Annotated in this window: 11 protein-coding genes; 3 read left to right on the plus strand and 8 right to left on the minus strand. The window is 60.4% G+C overall.

Features of this window, described 5'->3' with window-relative positions; all coding sequences use genetic code 11:
* The first annotated feature begins 8 nt into the window (after positions 1-8).
* Entirely contained in the window at positions 9-1,085 is a 1,077-nt protein-coding gene (locus I9P22_RS04485; protein WP_199258183.1) for a type IV secretion system protein, read from the plus strand.
* A 43-nt stretch (positions 1,086-1,128) separates the two neighbouring features.
* On the opposite strand, the gene I9P22_RS04490 is transcribed toward I9P22_RS04485, so the two are convergent.
* Positions 1,129-2,802, minus strand: a complete 1,674-nt coding sequence (locus I9P22_RS04490; protein ID WP_199258184.1) for a reverse transcriptase domain-containing protein — start codon at positions 2,800-2,802, stop codon at positions 1,129-1,131.
* 436 nt (positions 2,803-3,238) lie between these two features.
* The gene (locus tag I9P22_RS04495) at positions 3,239-5,182 is read right to left on the minus strand and encodes an AAA family ATPase (RefSeq protein ID WP_199258185.1); all 1,944 of its coding nucleotides are present in this window, start codon (positions 5,180-5,182) and stop codon (positions 3,239-3,241) included.
* 30 nt (positions 5,183-5,212) lie between these two features.
* Between I9P22_RS04495 and I9P22_RS04500 the strand changes: the two genes are divergently transcribed.
* The gene (locus tag I9P22_RS04500; RefSeq protein WP_038149006.1) at positions 5,213-6,145 is read left to right on the plus strand and encodes an IS5 family transposase; all 933 of its coding nucleotides are present in this window, start codon (positions 5,213-5,215) and stop codon (positions 6,143-6,145) included.
* Here I9P22_RS04500 and I9P22_RS04505 read toward each other — a convergent pair.
* Complete coding sequence (locus tag I9P22_RS04505; RefSeq protein ID WP_199258186.1) at positions 6,105-6,494, minus strand: MAPEG family protein; 390 nt, start codon at positions 6,492-6,494, stop codon at positions 6,105-6,107. The two genes, I9P22_RS04500 and I9P22_RS04505, sit on opposite strands and share 41 nt — an antisense overlap.
* Positions 6,495-6,637: 143 nt before the next feature.
* Here I9P22_RS04505 and I9P22_RS04510 point away from each other — a divergent pair, with 143 nt between their 5' ends.
* Complete coding sequence (locus I9P22_RS04510; RefSeq protein WP_199258187.1) at positions 6,638-7,087, plus strand: ArsR family transcriptional regulator; 450 nt, start codon at positions 6,638-6,640, stop codon at positions 7,085-7,087.
* A 204-nt stretch (positions 7,088-7,291) separates the two neighbouring features.
* Here I9P22_RS04510 and I9P22_RS04515 read toward each other — a convergent pair whose 3' ends face one another.
* From I9P22_RS04515 to I9P22_RS04535, 5 genes are all read right to left on the minus strand, one after another.
* A complete protein-coding gene (locus I9P22_RS04515) occupies positions 7,292-8,329 on the minus strand; it encodes a zinc-dependent alcohol dehydrogenase family protein (protein ID WP_078573432.1) in 1,038 nt (345 codons plus the stop codon).
* 173 nt (positions 8,330-8,502) lie between these two features.
* On the minus strand, positions 8,503-9,006 hold the full coding sequence (locus I9P22_RS04520) for an acetone carboxylase subunit gamma (protein ID WP_078528923.1): 504 nt from the start codon (positions 9,004-9,006) through the stop codon (positions 8,503-8,505).
* Between the two features lie 60 nt (positions 9,007-9,066).
* Positions 9,067-11,376: a hydantoinase B/oxoprolinase family protein gene (locus I9P22_RS04525; RefSeq protein ID WP_199258188.1), complete on the minus strand. Its 2,310-nt coding sequence runs from the start codon at positions 11,374-11,376 to the stop codon at positions 9,067-9,069.
* A 21-nt stretch (positions 11,377-11,397) separates the two neighbouring features.
* The gene (locus I9P22_RS04530; RefSeq protein ID WP_245794946.1) at positions 11,398-13,551 is read right to left on the minus strand and encodes a hydantoinase/oxoprolinase family protein; all 2,154 of its coding nucleotides are present in this window, start codon (positions 13,549-13,551) and stop codon (positions 11,398-11,400) included.
* A gap of 276 nt (positions 13,552-13,827) precedes the next feature.
* A complete protein-coding gene (locus I9P22_RS04535) occupies positions 13,828-15,624 on the minus strand; it encodes a sigma-54-dependent Fis family transcriptional regulator (RefSeq protein ID WP_199258189.1) in 1,797 nt (598 codons plus the stop codon).
* Between the last annotated feature and the right edge of the window lie 78 nt (positions 15,625-15,702).

The following is a 15,702-nucleotide window of genomic DNA, read 5'->3' on the forward strand; positions in this document are numbered from 1 at the left end:
GCCCCGTTATGAGCGTCGTCACCTATTTCGTTGAAACCTCCCAGGGCTATCTCGACACCGCCGCCGAAACCCAGTTCGGATCGGTTGCGGCAACGGTGGGCACACTTCTGGTGCTGGGAACAACACTCGTGGTGATCCTCGTCTTCCTGAACATGATCTACCAGTATAAGGCGATGGACGGGCGCACGGCCTTTTGGCTCGCGGTCAAGATCGGGCTCATCGGGATATTTGCAACCAACTGGGTGCAGTTCAACGCCCTCTCCTCCGCCATCTTGGCCGGGATCGACAGCATTGCGGGGGCGCTCGTGGCTTCGGTCGGCGGTGGAACTCCTGGCCCTTCTGGAACTTTCGCCGAAGAATTCGACCGTTTGATCGCCGAGTTGGGGGACTACTTGAATGCCGCAGGTTCAGAGTTGAACTGGATGGCCGGCGCCATGCTCGACATTGTCGGGGTCCTCTTGCTCTCGATACTCGGCGGGCTGGCCGCCTTCATCCTTGTGGCATCCCGCCTGATGATCGCACTTCTAATCGGGATCGCGCCGGTGATGATCTTCCTCACCCTCTTCGAGGTGACTAAAGATTACTTCGCACGCTGGCTGTCGGCACTGGTTTCCTTCGCACTCTACCCAATCGTCGTCGCAGGGGTGTTCGCAACTATCACTGGCGTCTCTTCCGCTCTGATCGGTGAGCTTGGCGACCCGGAAGGGGCTTCAAACATAGGCGCGCTCATCCCCTTCTTCATGATGGTCCTCATGGCCAAGGGCTTCATCATTGCCACGCCCTTCATCGTCCGCGCGATCTCCGGAAACATCATGATGCCCGCCCTCTCCGGTGGTCTCGGCGGTGGCTACAGCTTTGCCCGCGCCGCAATGGGCAGCCAGCAGGTCTACAATCGCTATCTGATCGGCGGGGCAAGTGGCGCAGAATACGCCGCCCTCAGGGCGCGGCAGTTCTTCGGCGTGCAGCAGATGCCCGTGAGACAAGGCATGGGGCAGACGGGTTCCGCAGTAGGCACAGGATCCGCTGACTCGGGGTCAAAAATGCTGGCGCAGCTGGCGAGACTGGGTCGACTTGGACGACGGTGACGGCCCTTCGCCGACGGTCGCTCACCTTGGTCGTCAATGTCCGCTAAAGGGTTGCAAGCAAAGCATCAACAAACTCTGACCTGACCGCGAGGAAGGGGATTGTCCGGTCGTCGTCGTTTGGCCCCCTAACGATTACGCCGACAACTTTTCCAGAGAATAGCACGGGACCACCACTCATTCCCTCGTAAGTTCCCGACAACAAGGCGATCACGTTATCGGATGTGGCGGGCGTGCCGTCAAAGGTCTGCCGCGAGAAACCTGTCACCTCGGTGTCGCGGATCGTCAGAGACGTGCTGTCCAGATTGGAAGGATAGCCCGCAGCCTGCACCGCAGAGCGGATGCCGAGCGCTCCAGCTTCGGCTGTCGAGGCCATTTGCAGCGTGGCTGCTGGATTGAATGCGGGCATTGGAGTTCTTAACCGAATGAGCGCAAGGTCGTTGTGTTCGTCGCGGGCTACTTCGTCCGCTTCCATTGCGAATGCCGGGCTTTGTCGCGGAAAGATGCGCAGATTTGGTCCAAGGCAATGCGCGCAGGTCGCAAACAGGTTCTCGGCTACGGCGAAACAAGTGCCCACTGATCCACCATCTGTGTCATTTTCGAGATACCAAACGGCTGCGTTTAGAACCTCGCTATCCTCGACCAATGGAATCGAAAATTGTCCGCCCGAGGACAATGCGTTGAACCTCGCGGCAAGGCCGCGGAAGACCTGGTCAGTGGATCCCTTCACCTGCCGAATAAACTCTATTTTCCCTCGGAGCACCCATTCGAAGTTCGTAGCTTCCTGCTCCGGCAACCGGCCTCTATCTGGGCGCTTATCGTTGAAGTGGCGTGCCGATGCCGCAGCATAGCCATTAAACTCCCAGTCATGAAGCATCGCCCTGACATCGCGAACAAATTTGCGCTTAACGTTAACTTTCTCATTCACAACCAGACCGGTGACTTCCTGTTGAAAGGCGGCGCCCAGCAGTCGTGTCTTTGCGTGGTTAATTCTAAATCCGTTGTCCTCAATCATCTGCTGAAAGGTGTCGGATAGAATGAAGTCATCGTGGCTGTCGGGGTTTGCAAAACGTCCGATTGGCGCCGGAAAGGTCCTGCGATTGGAGGAGATTGTGATGTCATCGGCATATCGCGTGTAGGTGCATCCAAGTTGCCTGCAAAATCGAGCCAACTCAGCATCGAGTTTGTCTGAAACGATGTTTGCAAGTATTGGCGACAGTGCGGCGCCAGGCATCAGGACATGGGTTGTTCGAAGACTGCCTTCGACCTCCTTTTCTGTTTGAAAGCAAGCGATGTGCGCGATGAACTGGGCAATCTCTTCTGGATAGTCATAAGGCGGGGCCATCAAACGCCCGCGAATGCGACCGAAGTGAATGGTCTCGAAGTAGTCTTCAAGGTCAATGTTGAGCACCCAGCGCTTACCGACGTGTTGTCGAGCATTGCTCACTATGCTGCGTTGATGCCCGCCGACAAAACCGTGGACGTGGGCGCGAGGACGATAGTCGCTTTCCAGAAGGCGCAGGATGTCACGCTGCAACCCGAGAAGCGCAATACGCGGTGCGCAAATACGCCGTGTCCCACCACTTTTCTTCGGTATGGTGAATTCTTTGTATCGCGCACCTGGAGCAAGTCCGTAAGCGATGTAGACAAATCTCTTCCGATAATTCCGGCGAAGCGCAAAGGCGATTTGTCTAAGGTTGGCAAAGGGCTTTAACGACATGGGTGCATCAACGACCTACAATCTCGCATTCCCAACATCGCGGGAATTTCGCAATTCCGTAACAGCATGTAGCGGGGCGAGTTGAAAGTAACCTTCTCGCAGGTGTCGCAGGTAACACAACACTTGGTTGATTGCAGGCCGCTGATGCTCGGTCACGTGTATCTTGATCTTTGAGTGGAGGCAACGGTGGCAGAGTGTCGGTTGCTTCCATTGCAGTCATTCATTCGGAGTGCAGCGAATGGCTGCTTCCCGTCCCGACCACGACCAAGTCGTTTCCGGCCCTTTGCTGCCATTCGCGCTCCGTTCTAAATCGTGCATCTTCACAACTGTTTCGTGCCATACATTTAGGCGGCATGATTACAGGCGCTCGTCCCGACCTGAGTGCGCGATAAACAGGACGACAACAATCGCCGGCTGACTGATTGCTTTCGCAACTTTATGCGCGTGCAGCTTTCTTGATAAGCTCCAGTTGGCCGACCGCATAGCGCTCCACAACAACCAATGTTTCCCTGCAGGCGAGAACCAGATCATCAGGCGGCGGCGCCTCGTCATAGTAGGTACCGTGGCATAGGGAGTTGATCAGGACACTCTTGAGAGTCATGCCCTCCTCGCCCGCAAGATGCTTGACGAAATCTGTCAGGCTGTCGGACTTGTCCGGCCTGCAGAAGCGGCCAATTGCCTCCAGCACCGAGCGGACTGAATTTGCGGTCCTATGATCAGGGTCTTTGCCGTTCGCCACCTCGTGGATGTCCACCAATTGCTCCTGGAAGGGGGCGATGTACTTGTTCAGGCGTGCAAGACTGTGGCTCTTGCCGTCGGTGTGAAGTACAAACGCTGCATTATCATCGACCACACGGTTCGTAAGCGAAATATTGAAGAAATAGCTGCTGTGGGTGAGCAAGAGTAATTCCGGCCTCCAGCACTTTTTGCCATCAATCTTTCCTGGATTTATCGAAATCTCACCCTGATCCGAAATGTTCAGGTTCTTGAGAGTTTGCGCAATTGCGAAAACAAAATCATAAGACATTGACGTAATCGGATCGTCAAAGACGAGAAACAGCTTCTTATAATCACTACCTGTTGCTACCTTCTTGTGCGTGCATGCAATGAAATAACAGAAAGAAATTGCTGTCTTCTCGCCGTCACTCAACGTCCGATGCGTCCCACGAGCCATTTCCTGTTGGCCGCGCTTCAGCACAAACCTGGTCTTGTCGAAAACGTATTTGTCGGCGAAGAACTCTTTCAGGAGCAATTCAAAGGTCTCGGCAACACGATCCCGTGCTTGTGCCGACGGACTTGCCTTTTCCAGCTCACCCAAAGCGTTCTGCTTCAAGACAACATCGGCATGAAGTCCCCGCAGGTTTTCGATGTCGGGCCAATTGCCGATAGCGAATTCGCGCTCAAACACCGCGCAGGCTTTGCGCTGTAGAGTCTTGCGCTCTTCATCAGCTTTCTCGACAGCTGAATTCAGCGCTTCCGCTTTCTCATTGTTTTCGCCGATGACCTTGTTGATCGCCGCGATACAAGCGGACAGGTTCTCGGCAGGAAGCGCAGCCGCGGTTCCAAGTGCTGAGGCCTTCTGTTCGATCACCGACTTTATAGCCGCGATCGCTTCCTGCACGCTCTTCAGCGCATCCGCGCCGTCGCTGACTTCTGTATCCTTTTTCGATGGCACATGACGCTTAAGTGCGTCATAGCGGGACTTCTGCCTTGCAAGCTGGGTTGCCGTCGGATCCAGCTGCGCTTCCTTTTGTCTGAGCTTTCGAAAGAAGTCCCTCAATTCCGCTTTGTGTTTCTCTTCTTCGTCTTCAAAATATTCAATGTAGGCATCAATCACCGCCTTAGGATCAGGGTCCGTGATACCCTGTTCGCAGAAGGGGCATACGGTCCGGTGCTCATCTCGAATGATCTTTGCGCCTTCCTCGTAAAAGCCGTGATGCGCATCGATCTTCTTCTTGATTGCGTCGGAGACACTTGATGGGGAGGTCGGGCGCTCAAGCGAAACAGCAAGGGCGTCGAGATCGACATCATTGGTTGCAATGGGTTCAATTTGCCCAGGATAGGCAGGTTCTGCAGGTATTGCCTTGAGGCTATCGAGGTCCCTGATGATGTCGGTGAGAGATTGCTTCGGCGCTTCTGGCTTCTCTTGAAAGGTCTCCAGAAGCTTTTCCAGAGAAAGAGCCTTGTACTCTTTCAGTTGTTTGTTGATGCCTGCCTTCTCGTGCAGCTCGGATTCTTTCGCGGCGGTAAATTTGCCGTCAAGCGCATTGTATGCCTCGGAAACCTTCACCCTTGCTTCTTCCAGCACCTTCTTCGCATCATCGAGCTTGATGTTTTCGCTATCGACGGGGCGTTGTTGCGCAAATCCGGGAGGATTCATGTTGTGAATCCGGCATGCTAGCTGGGCAGCATGAGCAGACCTCCGAAGACGACCTACAAGACCACCAACTGGCAAAGCTACAATCAGGCGCTGAGGCAGCGGGGATCACTGACCGTTTGGTTCGATCCCTCGATGCAGTGGGAAGCCATTCCGTCGGGGCGTCGCGGCCGTCAGCAGGCCTATAGCGACGCGGCGATCCAGGCCTGCCTCACCCTCAAGATCCTCCTCGGGCTGCCGCTCCGCCAAGCGACCGGTTTCGTGGCGAGCCTGCTCGAACTGTCTGGGCTCGACTGGTCCGTGCCGGACTTTAGCACTCTGTCACGCCGCCAGAAAACCTTGAACGTGATCATTCCGTATCGCGGCTCGAAGGGGCAGCTGCACCTGCTCGTGGACAGCACCGGCATCAAGGTGGAAGGTGAAGGTGAGTGGCATACGCGCAAGCATGGCGGCTCGAAACGGCGCGTGTGGCGCAAGATCCACCTCGGAGTCGACGAGGAAACATTGGAAATCCGGGCCGTCGAGGTCACGTCCAGCAATGTCGGCGATGCGCCGATGCTGCCGGACCTGCTTGCCCAGATCCCGGCGGAGGAGGAGATCGCCACCGTCACCGCCGACGGTGCCTATGACACCCGCGCCTGCCACGACGCCATCGCCGCGCGCGATGCTGCAGCTATCATCCCGCCGAGACGGAATGCCAGGCCATGGAAGCCGGACACAGCCGGAGCCCGCGCGCGCAACGAGATCCTGCGAGCATCGAAGCACTTGGGCCGGGCGCTCTGGCGGAACTGGAGCGGGTATCACCGCCGCAGCAGGGTCGAAACAAAAATGAACTGCGTGAAGCTGCTCGGCCAGCGGTTGATGTCGCGGGACTTTGACCGCCAAGTGGCAGAGGTCCAGATCCGCGCGGCGGTCCTCAACCGCTTCACGGCACTCGGTATCCCGATGACCGTGGCCGCGGGATAAGAGTGTCCGGGGAAAGGGCAAGTGCGATCATCAGCTGATTTGCGCAACAGCGCCGGATACGCGCACCCAGAACGATCAGCGCCAGCGCATCGAGGGCGAGGCTCTCCAGGCCAACCCGGTCGATCACGTAGACGATCGTGCCGAAGACGGGAAGGTTCTCGATACAGTTCATATGCGCGCGCATCGCCCTCGGGTAGAGACCGGCGCCAGCGTTCGGATCGGCCGTCCAGTGGCTCGCGCGCGTGCGACCGCTGAGAATGCGCACCCAGCGATAGGGGCCGACGAAGGCAAAGAGAATGAGAAGAGTCCAGAGCGCGAAGCCAAGGAGTGCCAGAAGGGGGATTGTCATCTTCGTCCTTTCCTGTGCGCGAAAACCCGAGCCAGTGTCGTCCGCGACTTGGCCTCGGGCGCGGGTCGCGTCACTATTGGACCGCCCCTCCCCCGGAGGCCAAGCGACAACCTTTCCAGAGCGGAAACGTCAGGAAGTGACAGATGACCCGGAACCGAGCCGAGACGATCTACGACACCCCTCTCCCCGAGGAGTTGCGCCTTGCGGTGCGCGTGCAGACGCAGGCGCAGATCATCGAATGCCTCAACCGGTTCTACATGCTCGAGACCGAGATGTGGGGCAAACCGGTCGATGCGTTGATCGTGCGGATGGTGGTGCAGGGTCGGCTTCAGGGGCGGCTTTATGATCTCAGCGCGCTCTCGGCCGCGCTCGGGCTTCCGATCGCCACGCTGCATCGCAAGGTCGCGGATCTTGTCGAAGGCGGGCATCTGCGCCGGGAGCGGCGGGGAAAATCCGTTTACCTCGTGCCGACCGACGAAACCTGCGGGGCGCTCGATGAATCCTTCGAGGCCATGGTTGCGGCGCTGCGTCGCCTCTATCGCGGGGGCGTGCTGAAGGAGGGCGAAGGGGACGGGCCTTTCTGTCCGCCCTGAGGATCGCGACAGGGACCGGGGCGGGCGAAGAGGCGTCACGGATTTGCGCCCCCGAGAGACGGCGGACGCGCCCACTGCCCTCGATCGAACGGGGCAAGGTAGCTACGTGCGCCGACAGCGTTCCAGCCCCCCGCGAAAAGCGGGAGGCTGGTCTGATTTCGGGCAGGCCAAGGCCCTTTCGCTTTGCCGGACCTGCTTGCGCCCTCAGGCGTTGAGAATGACTTTCATCGCCTTCTCGCGCGCGGCATTCGAGAACACCTCATAGGCGTCGAGGATCTCATCGAGCTTGAAGCGGTGCGTCACGAGCTTGGCCGGGTCGACCTTGCCCGAACCCAGCGTCTTGAGAAGCATGGGCGTCGTGTTGGTGCTGACCAGCCCCATCGAGATGTTGATGTTCTTGATCCAGAGCTCTTCGATATGCAGCTCGACCGGCTTGCCATGCACGCCGACATTGGCGATCGAGCCACCGGCGGAGACGATCTTCTGACAGGTATCGAAGGTCGCGGGCACGCCCACCGCCTCGATGGCGACATCCACGCCAAGCCCTCCGGTCATCTCCATGATCCGTGCGACGACATCATCCGCCCCCACCTGAAGCGTGTCGGTCGCGCCGAATTGCTTCGCGAGTTCAAGACGCGCCGGGTCCATGTCGATCATCACGATCCGGCCCGGGGAATAGAACTGCGCGGTCAGGAGAACCGACATCCCCACCGGCCCCGCGCCGATGATGGCAATCGTATCACCCGGTTTGACGCGGCCGTATTGCACACCGATCTCAAGCCCGGTCGGCATGATGTCGGAAAGCATCACCAGCGCCTCTTCATCGGCACCTTCCGGGATCGGATAAAGCGAGTTGTCGCCATGCGGGATGCGGACATATTCCGCCTGCGTGCCATCGATCAGGTGCCCGAGGATCCAGCCGCCATCGGAGCAATGGGCATAGAGCTGACGCTTGCAATTCGCGCATTTCCCGCAAGAGGTCACGCAGGAGATCAGCACCGGATCGCCGGGCTTGAAATTCGCCACGGCATCGCCGACCGCCTCGACGATACCGACGCCTTCGTGGCCCAGGGTGCGCCCGGGCGTGACCGCGGGCACATCGCCCTTGAGAATGTGAAGATCCGTGCCGCAGATCGTCGTCTTGGTGATCCGCACGATCACGTCGGTCGGTTTCTCGATTTCGGGTTTTTCCTTTTCGACCCAGCTTTTCTGCCCCGGTCCGTTGTAAACAAGCGCCTTCATGACACGCCTCCCAGCCTGTGTTCGCGGGCCGGTTCACCGGCCCCGGATGCGACCCTAGCGGCACCAGCGGCAGCGCGCCTGTCCGGTTTTCGGACAGCCCGTGCGAGAGCCGTCGGACACCAAAAAGCGCCGCGCATCCTGAAGATGCGCGGCGCCAGTCTCGGGGCGCCCGATCAGGCGGCCCGCTCGGGGATCTTGAGGCCCAGCCAGTCGGTGTAGAAGGCGTCGATATCGGGCTCGAAATCATGGATCACCGGATACCAGGGCGTCGGCGCCTCGACATCGAGCAGATCGCCCGATTTCGGACAGTAATATTCCCGGATCACCTGCCAGTCCGAAGAAGGCGCCATCAGCTTGGGATAGAGCTCTTCCATTTCCTCGGGGGTTTCTCGGACGCGCATCACCGCGTGCAGCTTCCAGTTCTCGCGCCAGTCGCAGAATTCGTGACCGGCCTGCGATTTGACCACCCATTTCTTGTCCGAGGCCCGCTGCACGATATAGAGCTTGGGCCCGAGCGGCAGAATGATCCTGTCATCCCACGGGACCTGCTCTTGCAGGATCTCGAGATATTTGACGAAGCGATCCGCATCCTTGGGCGTGGAGAGCATCGTCTGCAGGGTGTCGCGGTCGATCTTGCCATCGACCAGGTCTTTGATCTTCGCTTTCGTGTAAGCCATTGCTTTTCTCCTGAGTTTCTCGGGGCGCCGTGCGGGAGGCGGATACGGCGCCCCGCGGGATCATTCCTCGACGAACTTGACGGTCTTCACGTCCGGCAGATCGGAGAGGTCCATGGAATATTCGCGACCATAGGAGGGGATCGGCAGATCCTCTTCCTTCAGTTGCCACTCCTCGGGCAGATCCCAGAACTTGCGGAACCCTTCCTCCCATTTCGGGCCGAGCTTGAAGCTCGCCGCGAACATCTGCTGGACATGGGTGCCGGCATCCTTCGCGAGGATGCGCTCGCGTTCCCTGGCCATCCACTCGCGGGTCGGCTGGGCCTTGGCCAGACGGTCCTTGCGGATTTGCGCGCGCAACGCCTCGGTGCCCGCCTCATCCGCCGCAAACAGACCATCGGACCCTTTCGCGAGCACGACGCCGTAGACCGTCTCGGCGAAGCGTTCGAGCAGGTAGCCGCCATTCACATCCTCGGCCACCGACTGCGCCTCGCGATCAAGCGGATCGCCGAAGCCCGGACCACCACGCATGTAGTTGAGGTAGAGGTCGTAATCCTTGAACATCTCCTCGGTGGTGATCGCCTGCTTGTCGCGCTTGATGCCCTCGGGGTTTACCATCGCGTCATAGGTCGGGTGTTCGGGATCGGTATCGCCGCCGAAGGGAATGGGATCACCGTTGGCGATCTTTTCCTTCAGCCCCGTGTCATGGGCCGCGAAGCGATAGCCCGAAGCCGCCGGATAGCCGCCCATCAGCCCCCAGTCGGAGCTGATATGGCCGTTGCCCATGAAGAACATCGTCCAGTCCTTCGCGTTCCAGACCATGCGCAGGGATTCAAAGCCGCAGCCGCCGCGATACTTGCCCGCGCCGCCCGAACTGGCCTTGATCTGGCGGCCCAGATAAACCAGCGGTTCGGCCAGCTCCCAGATCTCCATATCGCCCATGTCGCCTTCGGGGTTCCAGATCGCCGCCGCGTGGCTGATGCCGTCGGCGATGGCGCTGGCGCCGACCCCGTTGGCCGCGCATTCGAAGGAGTTCACCGCATGGATCTCGTCATACTGGTTGAACCCGCCGCCCTGCAGCCAGTTCGAGGTATTGGCGTTGCCCGCGTTCACCTCTTCGAGATAGCCGCGCCCGAAATAGCTGCGCGAGAGCCCGCGCCAGAGCGCCGTCCAGCTTGAGACCAGGAAGTGCCAGCTATAGGCGAAGGCCACGCGCCGGTCGTCGGGGTTCATCCAGGTGCCCTTGGGCAGGCGAAACTCGGTCCCGTAGGCGGCCCCGTCATTGATCATCTCGGTCGGGATCAGGGTCTGGGTCATCATCACCCAGATACCCGAGGTGAACGAGACCGAATGGGCGTTGTAGGTGTGCCAGCCCCAGCGTGACGAGCCCTCGAAATCGAGCCGCCAAGTCCCGTCCTTGCGGATCGTCATCTCGGAGGGAGTGTGCATGATCGTGTCGACCTTGGCGAAATCCGAAGGCACGCGCACGTCTTCATGGTTGTAGGGCACGTCGACGAAGCCGACCTGACGATAGGTGCCCGGGATGGTCATCGCCTTGATCCGGTTCTGCAGACCGATCCGGCCATGCTCGACCGCCTCATAGGCGAATTTCCAATAGGCCTCGATCCCCTCCTCGGCGATCACCTCCTCGACCAGCTTGCGGATCATGTGGCAGCCGGCGACGCGGGTGCGTTCGTCTAGCATCCAGTAGCGCGTGGTGCGCACCGCGCGCTGGCTCTCATGCAGCCAGTCGCGTTTCAGCTCGTCATTCTCGCCGATCTTGCGGCAGGTCACCGAATAGCCGTCGCCGAAGCGCTGCACCTGACCCGTCGTCATCGAGCCCGGGCCGACCGCGCCGGTGTCGATCACATGGGTCACGCCGCCGACCCAGCCGATCAGCTCGCCCTCGTGGAAGATCGGCACGATGGTGTGGATGTCGCACGGATGGACATTGCCGATCAGGCTGTCATTGTTGCAGAAGATATCCTTGTCCTTGATCCCCGGATTACTCTCCCAGTCGTTCTCGATCATGTATTTGATCGCGGCGCCCATGGTGCCGACATGGATGATGATCCCGGTCGAGGTCAGGATGGAATCCCCGGCCGCGTTATAGAGGGTGAAGCACAGCTCGCCCTCCTGCTCCACGATCGGGGACGCGGCGATCTTCTTCGCGGTTTCGCGCGCATCGACAACGCCGGCCCGCAAGCGCGAGAACAGCTTGTTGTAGAGGATCGGGCTTTCCTTGTGCAGCGCCCGTTCCGTGAGCCCGGCATAATGCCCGGTGCCCTTGGTCTTGGCCATGATCTCGTCGCGGTGCTGCTTGAGCGTTTGACCGCCACGGACGATGCCCTTGATGTCAGTTTGCATATTCATTGGTTCTTCCTCCCTTGGCCGTCACACTTCTTTCAGATGGAACAGGCGGTGACCGTCGAGCCATGTCTCGAACCCTCCCGGCACGACGAAGGTCGTGGCGTCGGATTCGATGATCGCGGGACCGGTGACCCGGTTGCCGGGCACGAGCCTTTCCATCTGGTAGAGCTGCGCATCGACCCATTTGCCCTTGCGATAGAATTTGCGGGTGCCAAGCTTGGCCTCGTCCGGCGGGGTCGGGCTACCTTCTTCCTCCTTGGGGATGTTGGGTTTCGGGATCGGCACGGTGCCGCGCATGATCGCGCCGGTGATCGAATAGCCCAGCTCGGGCGAACGCGCCGAGGCGGCATAGACCCGCCCGTAAGTGTCGTTGAACGCATCGACGAGCTTGTCCCAGTCCGCCGCCGTCTTGGCCGACTCGATCGGGCTTTCGATCTCGAGATCGTTGAGCTGGCCGCGATACTGCATCCGGTAGCCGGGTTGCAGCGTGACCTGATCGCGCGAATAGCCGTTGAGTTCGAACTCCTCGAGCACGCGCTCAGCCAGTTCGTGCCAGGCGTCGTTCAGGGTCTTCGCCTCGATCTCCTTGGCATCGTCCGACGCCTCTTCGGCGATGTTCACGTCGAGCGACTTGTCGTAGCGATATTCGAAATCCGCCGCGGCGCAGCCGAAGGCCGAGAAGCCCGCGGCCCAGGCCGGCACGATCACGTCCTCGAAGCCCAGACCTTCGGTATAGCCATAGGTATGGACCGGACCGGCCCCGCCATAGCTGAAGCAGGTAAACGACGACGGCGAGTAGCCCTTGCCCGAGATCATCGAGCGCAGATAGTCGCGCAGGTCGCTGTCCAGAAGCTCGATGACGCCCGCCGCCGCTTCCTCGACCGTCAACCCGAGCGGATCGGCGATCTGTTCCTTCATGGCATCATAGGCGCGCTGCCGGTCGAGCTTGACCTGACCGCCGAGGAAGTTGTCGGGGTTCAGGTAACCCAGAATGACGTGGCAATCCGAGATCGTCACCGTGTCGATGCCGCTATCGGCCCAGCACACGCCGACCCGATAGCCCGCGCTGTCGGGACCAAGCTTGATCGCCTTGGTATACGGATCGAGGCGGATGAAGCTGCCCGCGCCTGCGCCCACGGAATCAAGCCCCACGAGCGGCAGCGACAGCACCAGCCGCGCCATGTCGGGGTCGTTCTGGATCGTCAGTTCGCCTTGCGTGATCAGCGCCACGTCGAAGGAGGTCCCGCCGATATCCGAGCAGGCGATGTTCTTGTAGCCCAGAACCTCGCCGAGATATTTCGCGCCGATCACGCCGCCGATCGGCCCCGAGACGATGGTGCGCGCCAGCTCCTTCGCCTTCCAGCTGATCGTGCCGCCATGCGTGGCCATCACCCGGAAATCGAATTTCGAGCCATTGTCCTTGAACGCGGCCGAGATCTTCTTGAGCGTCTGGCGCGAGGGCTCGGCGGCGAAGGCCTCGAGCACGGTGGTATTGGTGCGGTGGGTCTCCTTGCGCACCGGGTAGTAATCGGTCGAGGCGAAGACCGGGATCTGCTTGCCCGATTTCTCGACCTCCTCGGCCACGATATCGCGCACCCGGCGCTCATGCGCGGGGTTCTTGTAGCTGTGCAGAAGCGAGATCACGATGCCCTCGACATCCTGCGCGATCAGCTCCTGCGCCGCGCTGCGCGCCGTGTCCTCGCGCAGCGGAATGACCACGTCGCCGAACATGTCCACGCGCTCCATCACGCCGCGCGTCAGGTGACGCGGCACGAGCGGATCGTCATAGTAATGGGTGTTGAGGTGGATGCGGTCCTCGTAGGCCATCCCCAGATAGGCCTGACAGGCGCGACCCATGCGGTGGAAATCCTCCATCCCCGCATTGACGATCAGCCCGGTCTTGAGCCCCTTGCGCTGAACCACGCGATTGAGCATCGCGGTGCCGGAATAAACCCCGGTCTGGATCGAGCCCAGCGCCTCCTCCAGCGACAAGCCCCAGTGCTCCAGCCCTTCGCGGCTCGACTCGATGAGGCCGCGCGCTTCGTTATCCGGCGTCGATTGCGCCTTGCCGACGACGAATTCCCCATCCGCATCGACAAAAAACGTGTCAGTCATCGTCCCGCCCGCGTCGATGCCCAGCACCTGCACGGAACGGCTGTTTTTCTTGTCCAGTGGCACGAAAAACTCCTCCCTTAGCCAAAGCCGGCCCGACCTGGGCGCGGCTGAGTCACAGGATGGCAGCGTGATTTCAGGTCGCGGTGTCCGATTTTCGACGGGTCTGACGGACACGCTGCGGACGCGAAATCGCGGCGAAGGTCGGCCCGATACGGCCATATCGAGGGCCACCCGGGAAGAGCTGTCGAAACGTTCAGCTCGGAATGTCTTCAAAGATAGGAAAATCCCGTGAGTGATCGTCACTCACGGGTCGCAGGGGGATTGCCGCCCCATAGGCCTTCAGGCCTTTTGCGATCGCGCGATCCCGAAACTGTCGAGCTTGAGATAGAGCGTCGAGCGCGCGATCCCGAGGCGGCGCGCGACCTGAGAGAGATTGCCGTTCTCGGCAGCGATCGCGCTGATGATTTCGGCCCGTTCCAGATCACGCAAAGTCGTCTCCGCCCCGTTTCGCGTGTCGCGCTGACGGAACTCCGGCGGGAGCGTCCGGTCATCAATGAGCCCGGTCGGAGACAAGGCGTCGAGTGTTGCGACAAGGTTGCGCATCTCGCGGATATTGCCGGGCCAGGCATAGGCTTTCAGAGCATCCATCGCACCGGACGTGAAGCGAATTTCGCGACCGCATTGCCTTGCGCTGTGACAACGGACGAGCTGCTGGAGAAGCGGCGCGATCTCTTCGGGGCGCTCACGCAGAGGCGGAATGTGGAGCCGCACCCCGGCGATCCGATAGTAGAGATCGCTTCGGAAAGCCCCTTTGCGCATTTCGTCATAGAGCGAACGCTGCGACAGGGAGATGATACGCATTCCACGCAAGGAGGCCTGCTCGACCGCCGCCAGCAAGAGCTTCTGAACGGGCGCGATCGCGGCGCCCGGGCTGTTGAGGCACAGCACCCCGACTTCCAATCCGTAGCGAGCCTCGGCGAGATCCTCGCGAAGCCCCGCTTCCGTCAGTTGCGGGCAATCGATGAGGGTGAAGGGACCCTCGGCTTCGGTGCTCGCGTGATGAATGGCTTCCGCCAGATAGGTCTTCCCGGTTCCCGTCTCGCCTTCGATGAGGATCGGGATCGTGGTCTGCGCGAGCTTTCGGGCCTGAGCGCAAAGCCGCGCGCTCGCCTCTCCGAGCTTGCTTGCCTGATCCAGCTGCGCCGACATATCGAGGGCCTTCGCGCGGCGTTGCCGCATGCAGAGCATGACACCGATCGCCTCGCCCTGATCCTCGATCACTTCCAGATCCGCGTTATGCAGGCAATCGGCAAGAGTTTCGGCGATCGTGTCGGGGGTCTGGTCGATGATTTGGGGCACCTGACCGCGCAGCCATGTGAGCGCTTCATCATCCTCGCAGAACCGCGCGAAATCCTCGGTCGCGAAGACATCTGCGCCGCTGCGATCCATGATCAGCAACGGATCATTCCCCCGACGCAGACGCCGCAAGTGGATGCGTTCGGCCAGAGTTTCGCGTTCACGCGAAACCATGCGGGTCAGTTCCGTCTCCACCTGCAAGGCCAGCGCGGCGGACAAGGCGGCCGCGCTGGTCTGATGAAGAGCTTCCGGCCAGGAGATATCGACCACCCCGAGGAGCCGGCCGGTCCCCGGCTCGGCGATCGGCGTCGCGACACAGTTCCATCTCTGGATCGCCTCGCAGAAATGTTCCGCCTCGCGGATCATGACCGGAAGCCCCAGCTTGATCGACGTTCCGATCGCGTTGGTCCCGATGGCCTCCTCGGTCCATTGCCCGCCAAGGTTCAGATGGTTTTCGCTGCCGCGCGCGAGTGTCCGGCTGTCGCCGACGGCGTCGAGCACCACCCCCGCATCATCGCAGAGCAACAGGATCTCGCCGCTTTTGTTCAGCAGTCGCCCGGCGCGCTGCAGCGCCGTGTGCGCGCCGCGGCGCAACCGGCGCGCAGATGTTCGCTGCGCCGCCAATTCATCTTCCGTCAGGGCCGGCGCAAACCTGAGATGGGAAAAGGAATGGCGCGCGGAACGCTTCCAGCTCTCGAGAACCTCAAGGCGGATTTGGCGTGGAACCCGCCCTACGGCCATGAAGTCTTCCCAATCTCCCTTCTGTACTGTCTGCTCCATCTTCTCCTCCCCGAAAAGACAGGTCATCAGAGCAAGCCAACGGACCTTCTCGCTCCGGAAAGCCTCCGCACTGATTCA

It is taken from the genome of Paracoccus binzhouensis (assembly GCF_016446475.1).
Classification (GTDB): Bacteria; Pseudomonadota; Alphaproteobacteria; order Rhodobacterales; family Rhodobacteraceae; genus Paracoccus; species Paracoccus binzhouensis.

Bases quoted from the DNA above. Each gene is read 5' to 3' on its own strand.
- I9P22_RS04485 (WP_199258183.1), top strand. From the start codon at position 9: ATGAGCGTCGTCACCTATTTCGTTGAAACCTCCCAGGGCTATCTCGAC.
- I9P22_RS04490 (WP_199258184.1), bottom strand. From the start codon at position 2,802: ATGTCGTTAAAGCCCTTTGCCAACCTTAGACAAATCGCCTTTGCGCTT.
- I9P22_RS04495 (WP_199258185.1), bottom strand. From the start codon at position 5,182: ATGAATCCTCCCGGATTTGCGCAACAACGCCCCGTCGATAGCGAAAAC.
- I9P22_RS04500 (WP_038149006.1), top strand. From the start codon at position 5,213: ATGAGCAGACCTCCGAAGACGACCTACAAGACCACCAACTGGCAAAGC.
- I9P22_RS04505 (WP_199258186.1), bottom strand. From the start codon at position 6,494: ATGACAATCCCCCTTCTGGCACTCCTTGGCTTCGCGCTCTGGACTCTT.
- I9P22_RS04510 (WP_199258187.1), top strand. From the start codon at position 6,638: ATGACCCGGAACCGAGCCGAGACGATCTACGACACCCCTCTCCCCGAG.
- I9P22_RS04515 (WP_078573432.1), bottom strand. From the start codon at position 8,329: ATGAAGGCGCTTGTTTACAACGGACCGGGGCAGAAAAGCTGGGTCGAA.
- I9P22_RS04520 (WP_078528923.1), bottom strand. From the start codon at position 9,006: ATGGCTTACACGAAAGCGAAGATCAAAGACCTGGTCGATGGCAAGATC.
- I9P22_RS04525 (WP_199258188.1), bottom strand. From the start codon at position 11,376: ATGAATATGCAAACTGACATCAAGGGCATCGTCCGTGGCGGTCAAACG.
- I9P22_RS04535 (WP_199258189.1), bottom strand. From the start codon at position 15,624: ATGGAGCAGACAGTACAGAAGGGAGATTGGGAAGACTTCATGGCCGTA.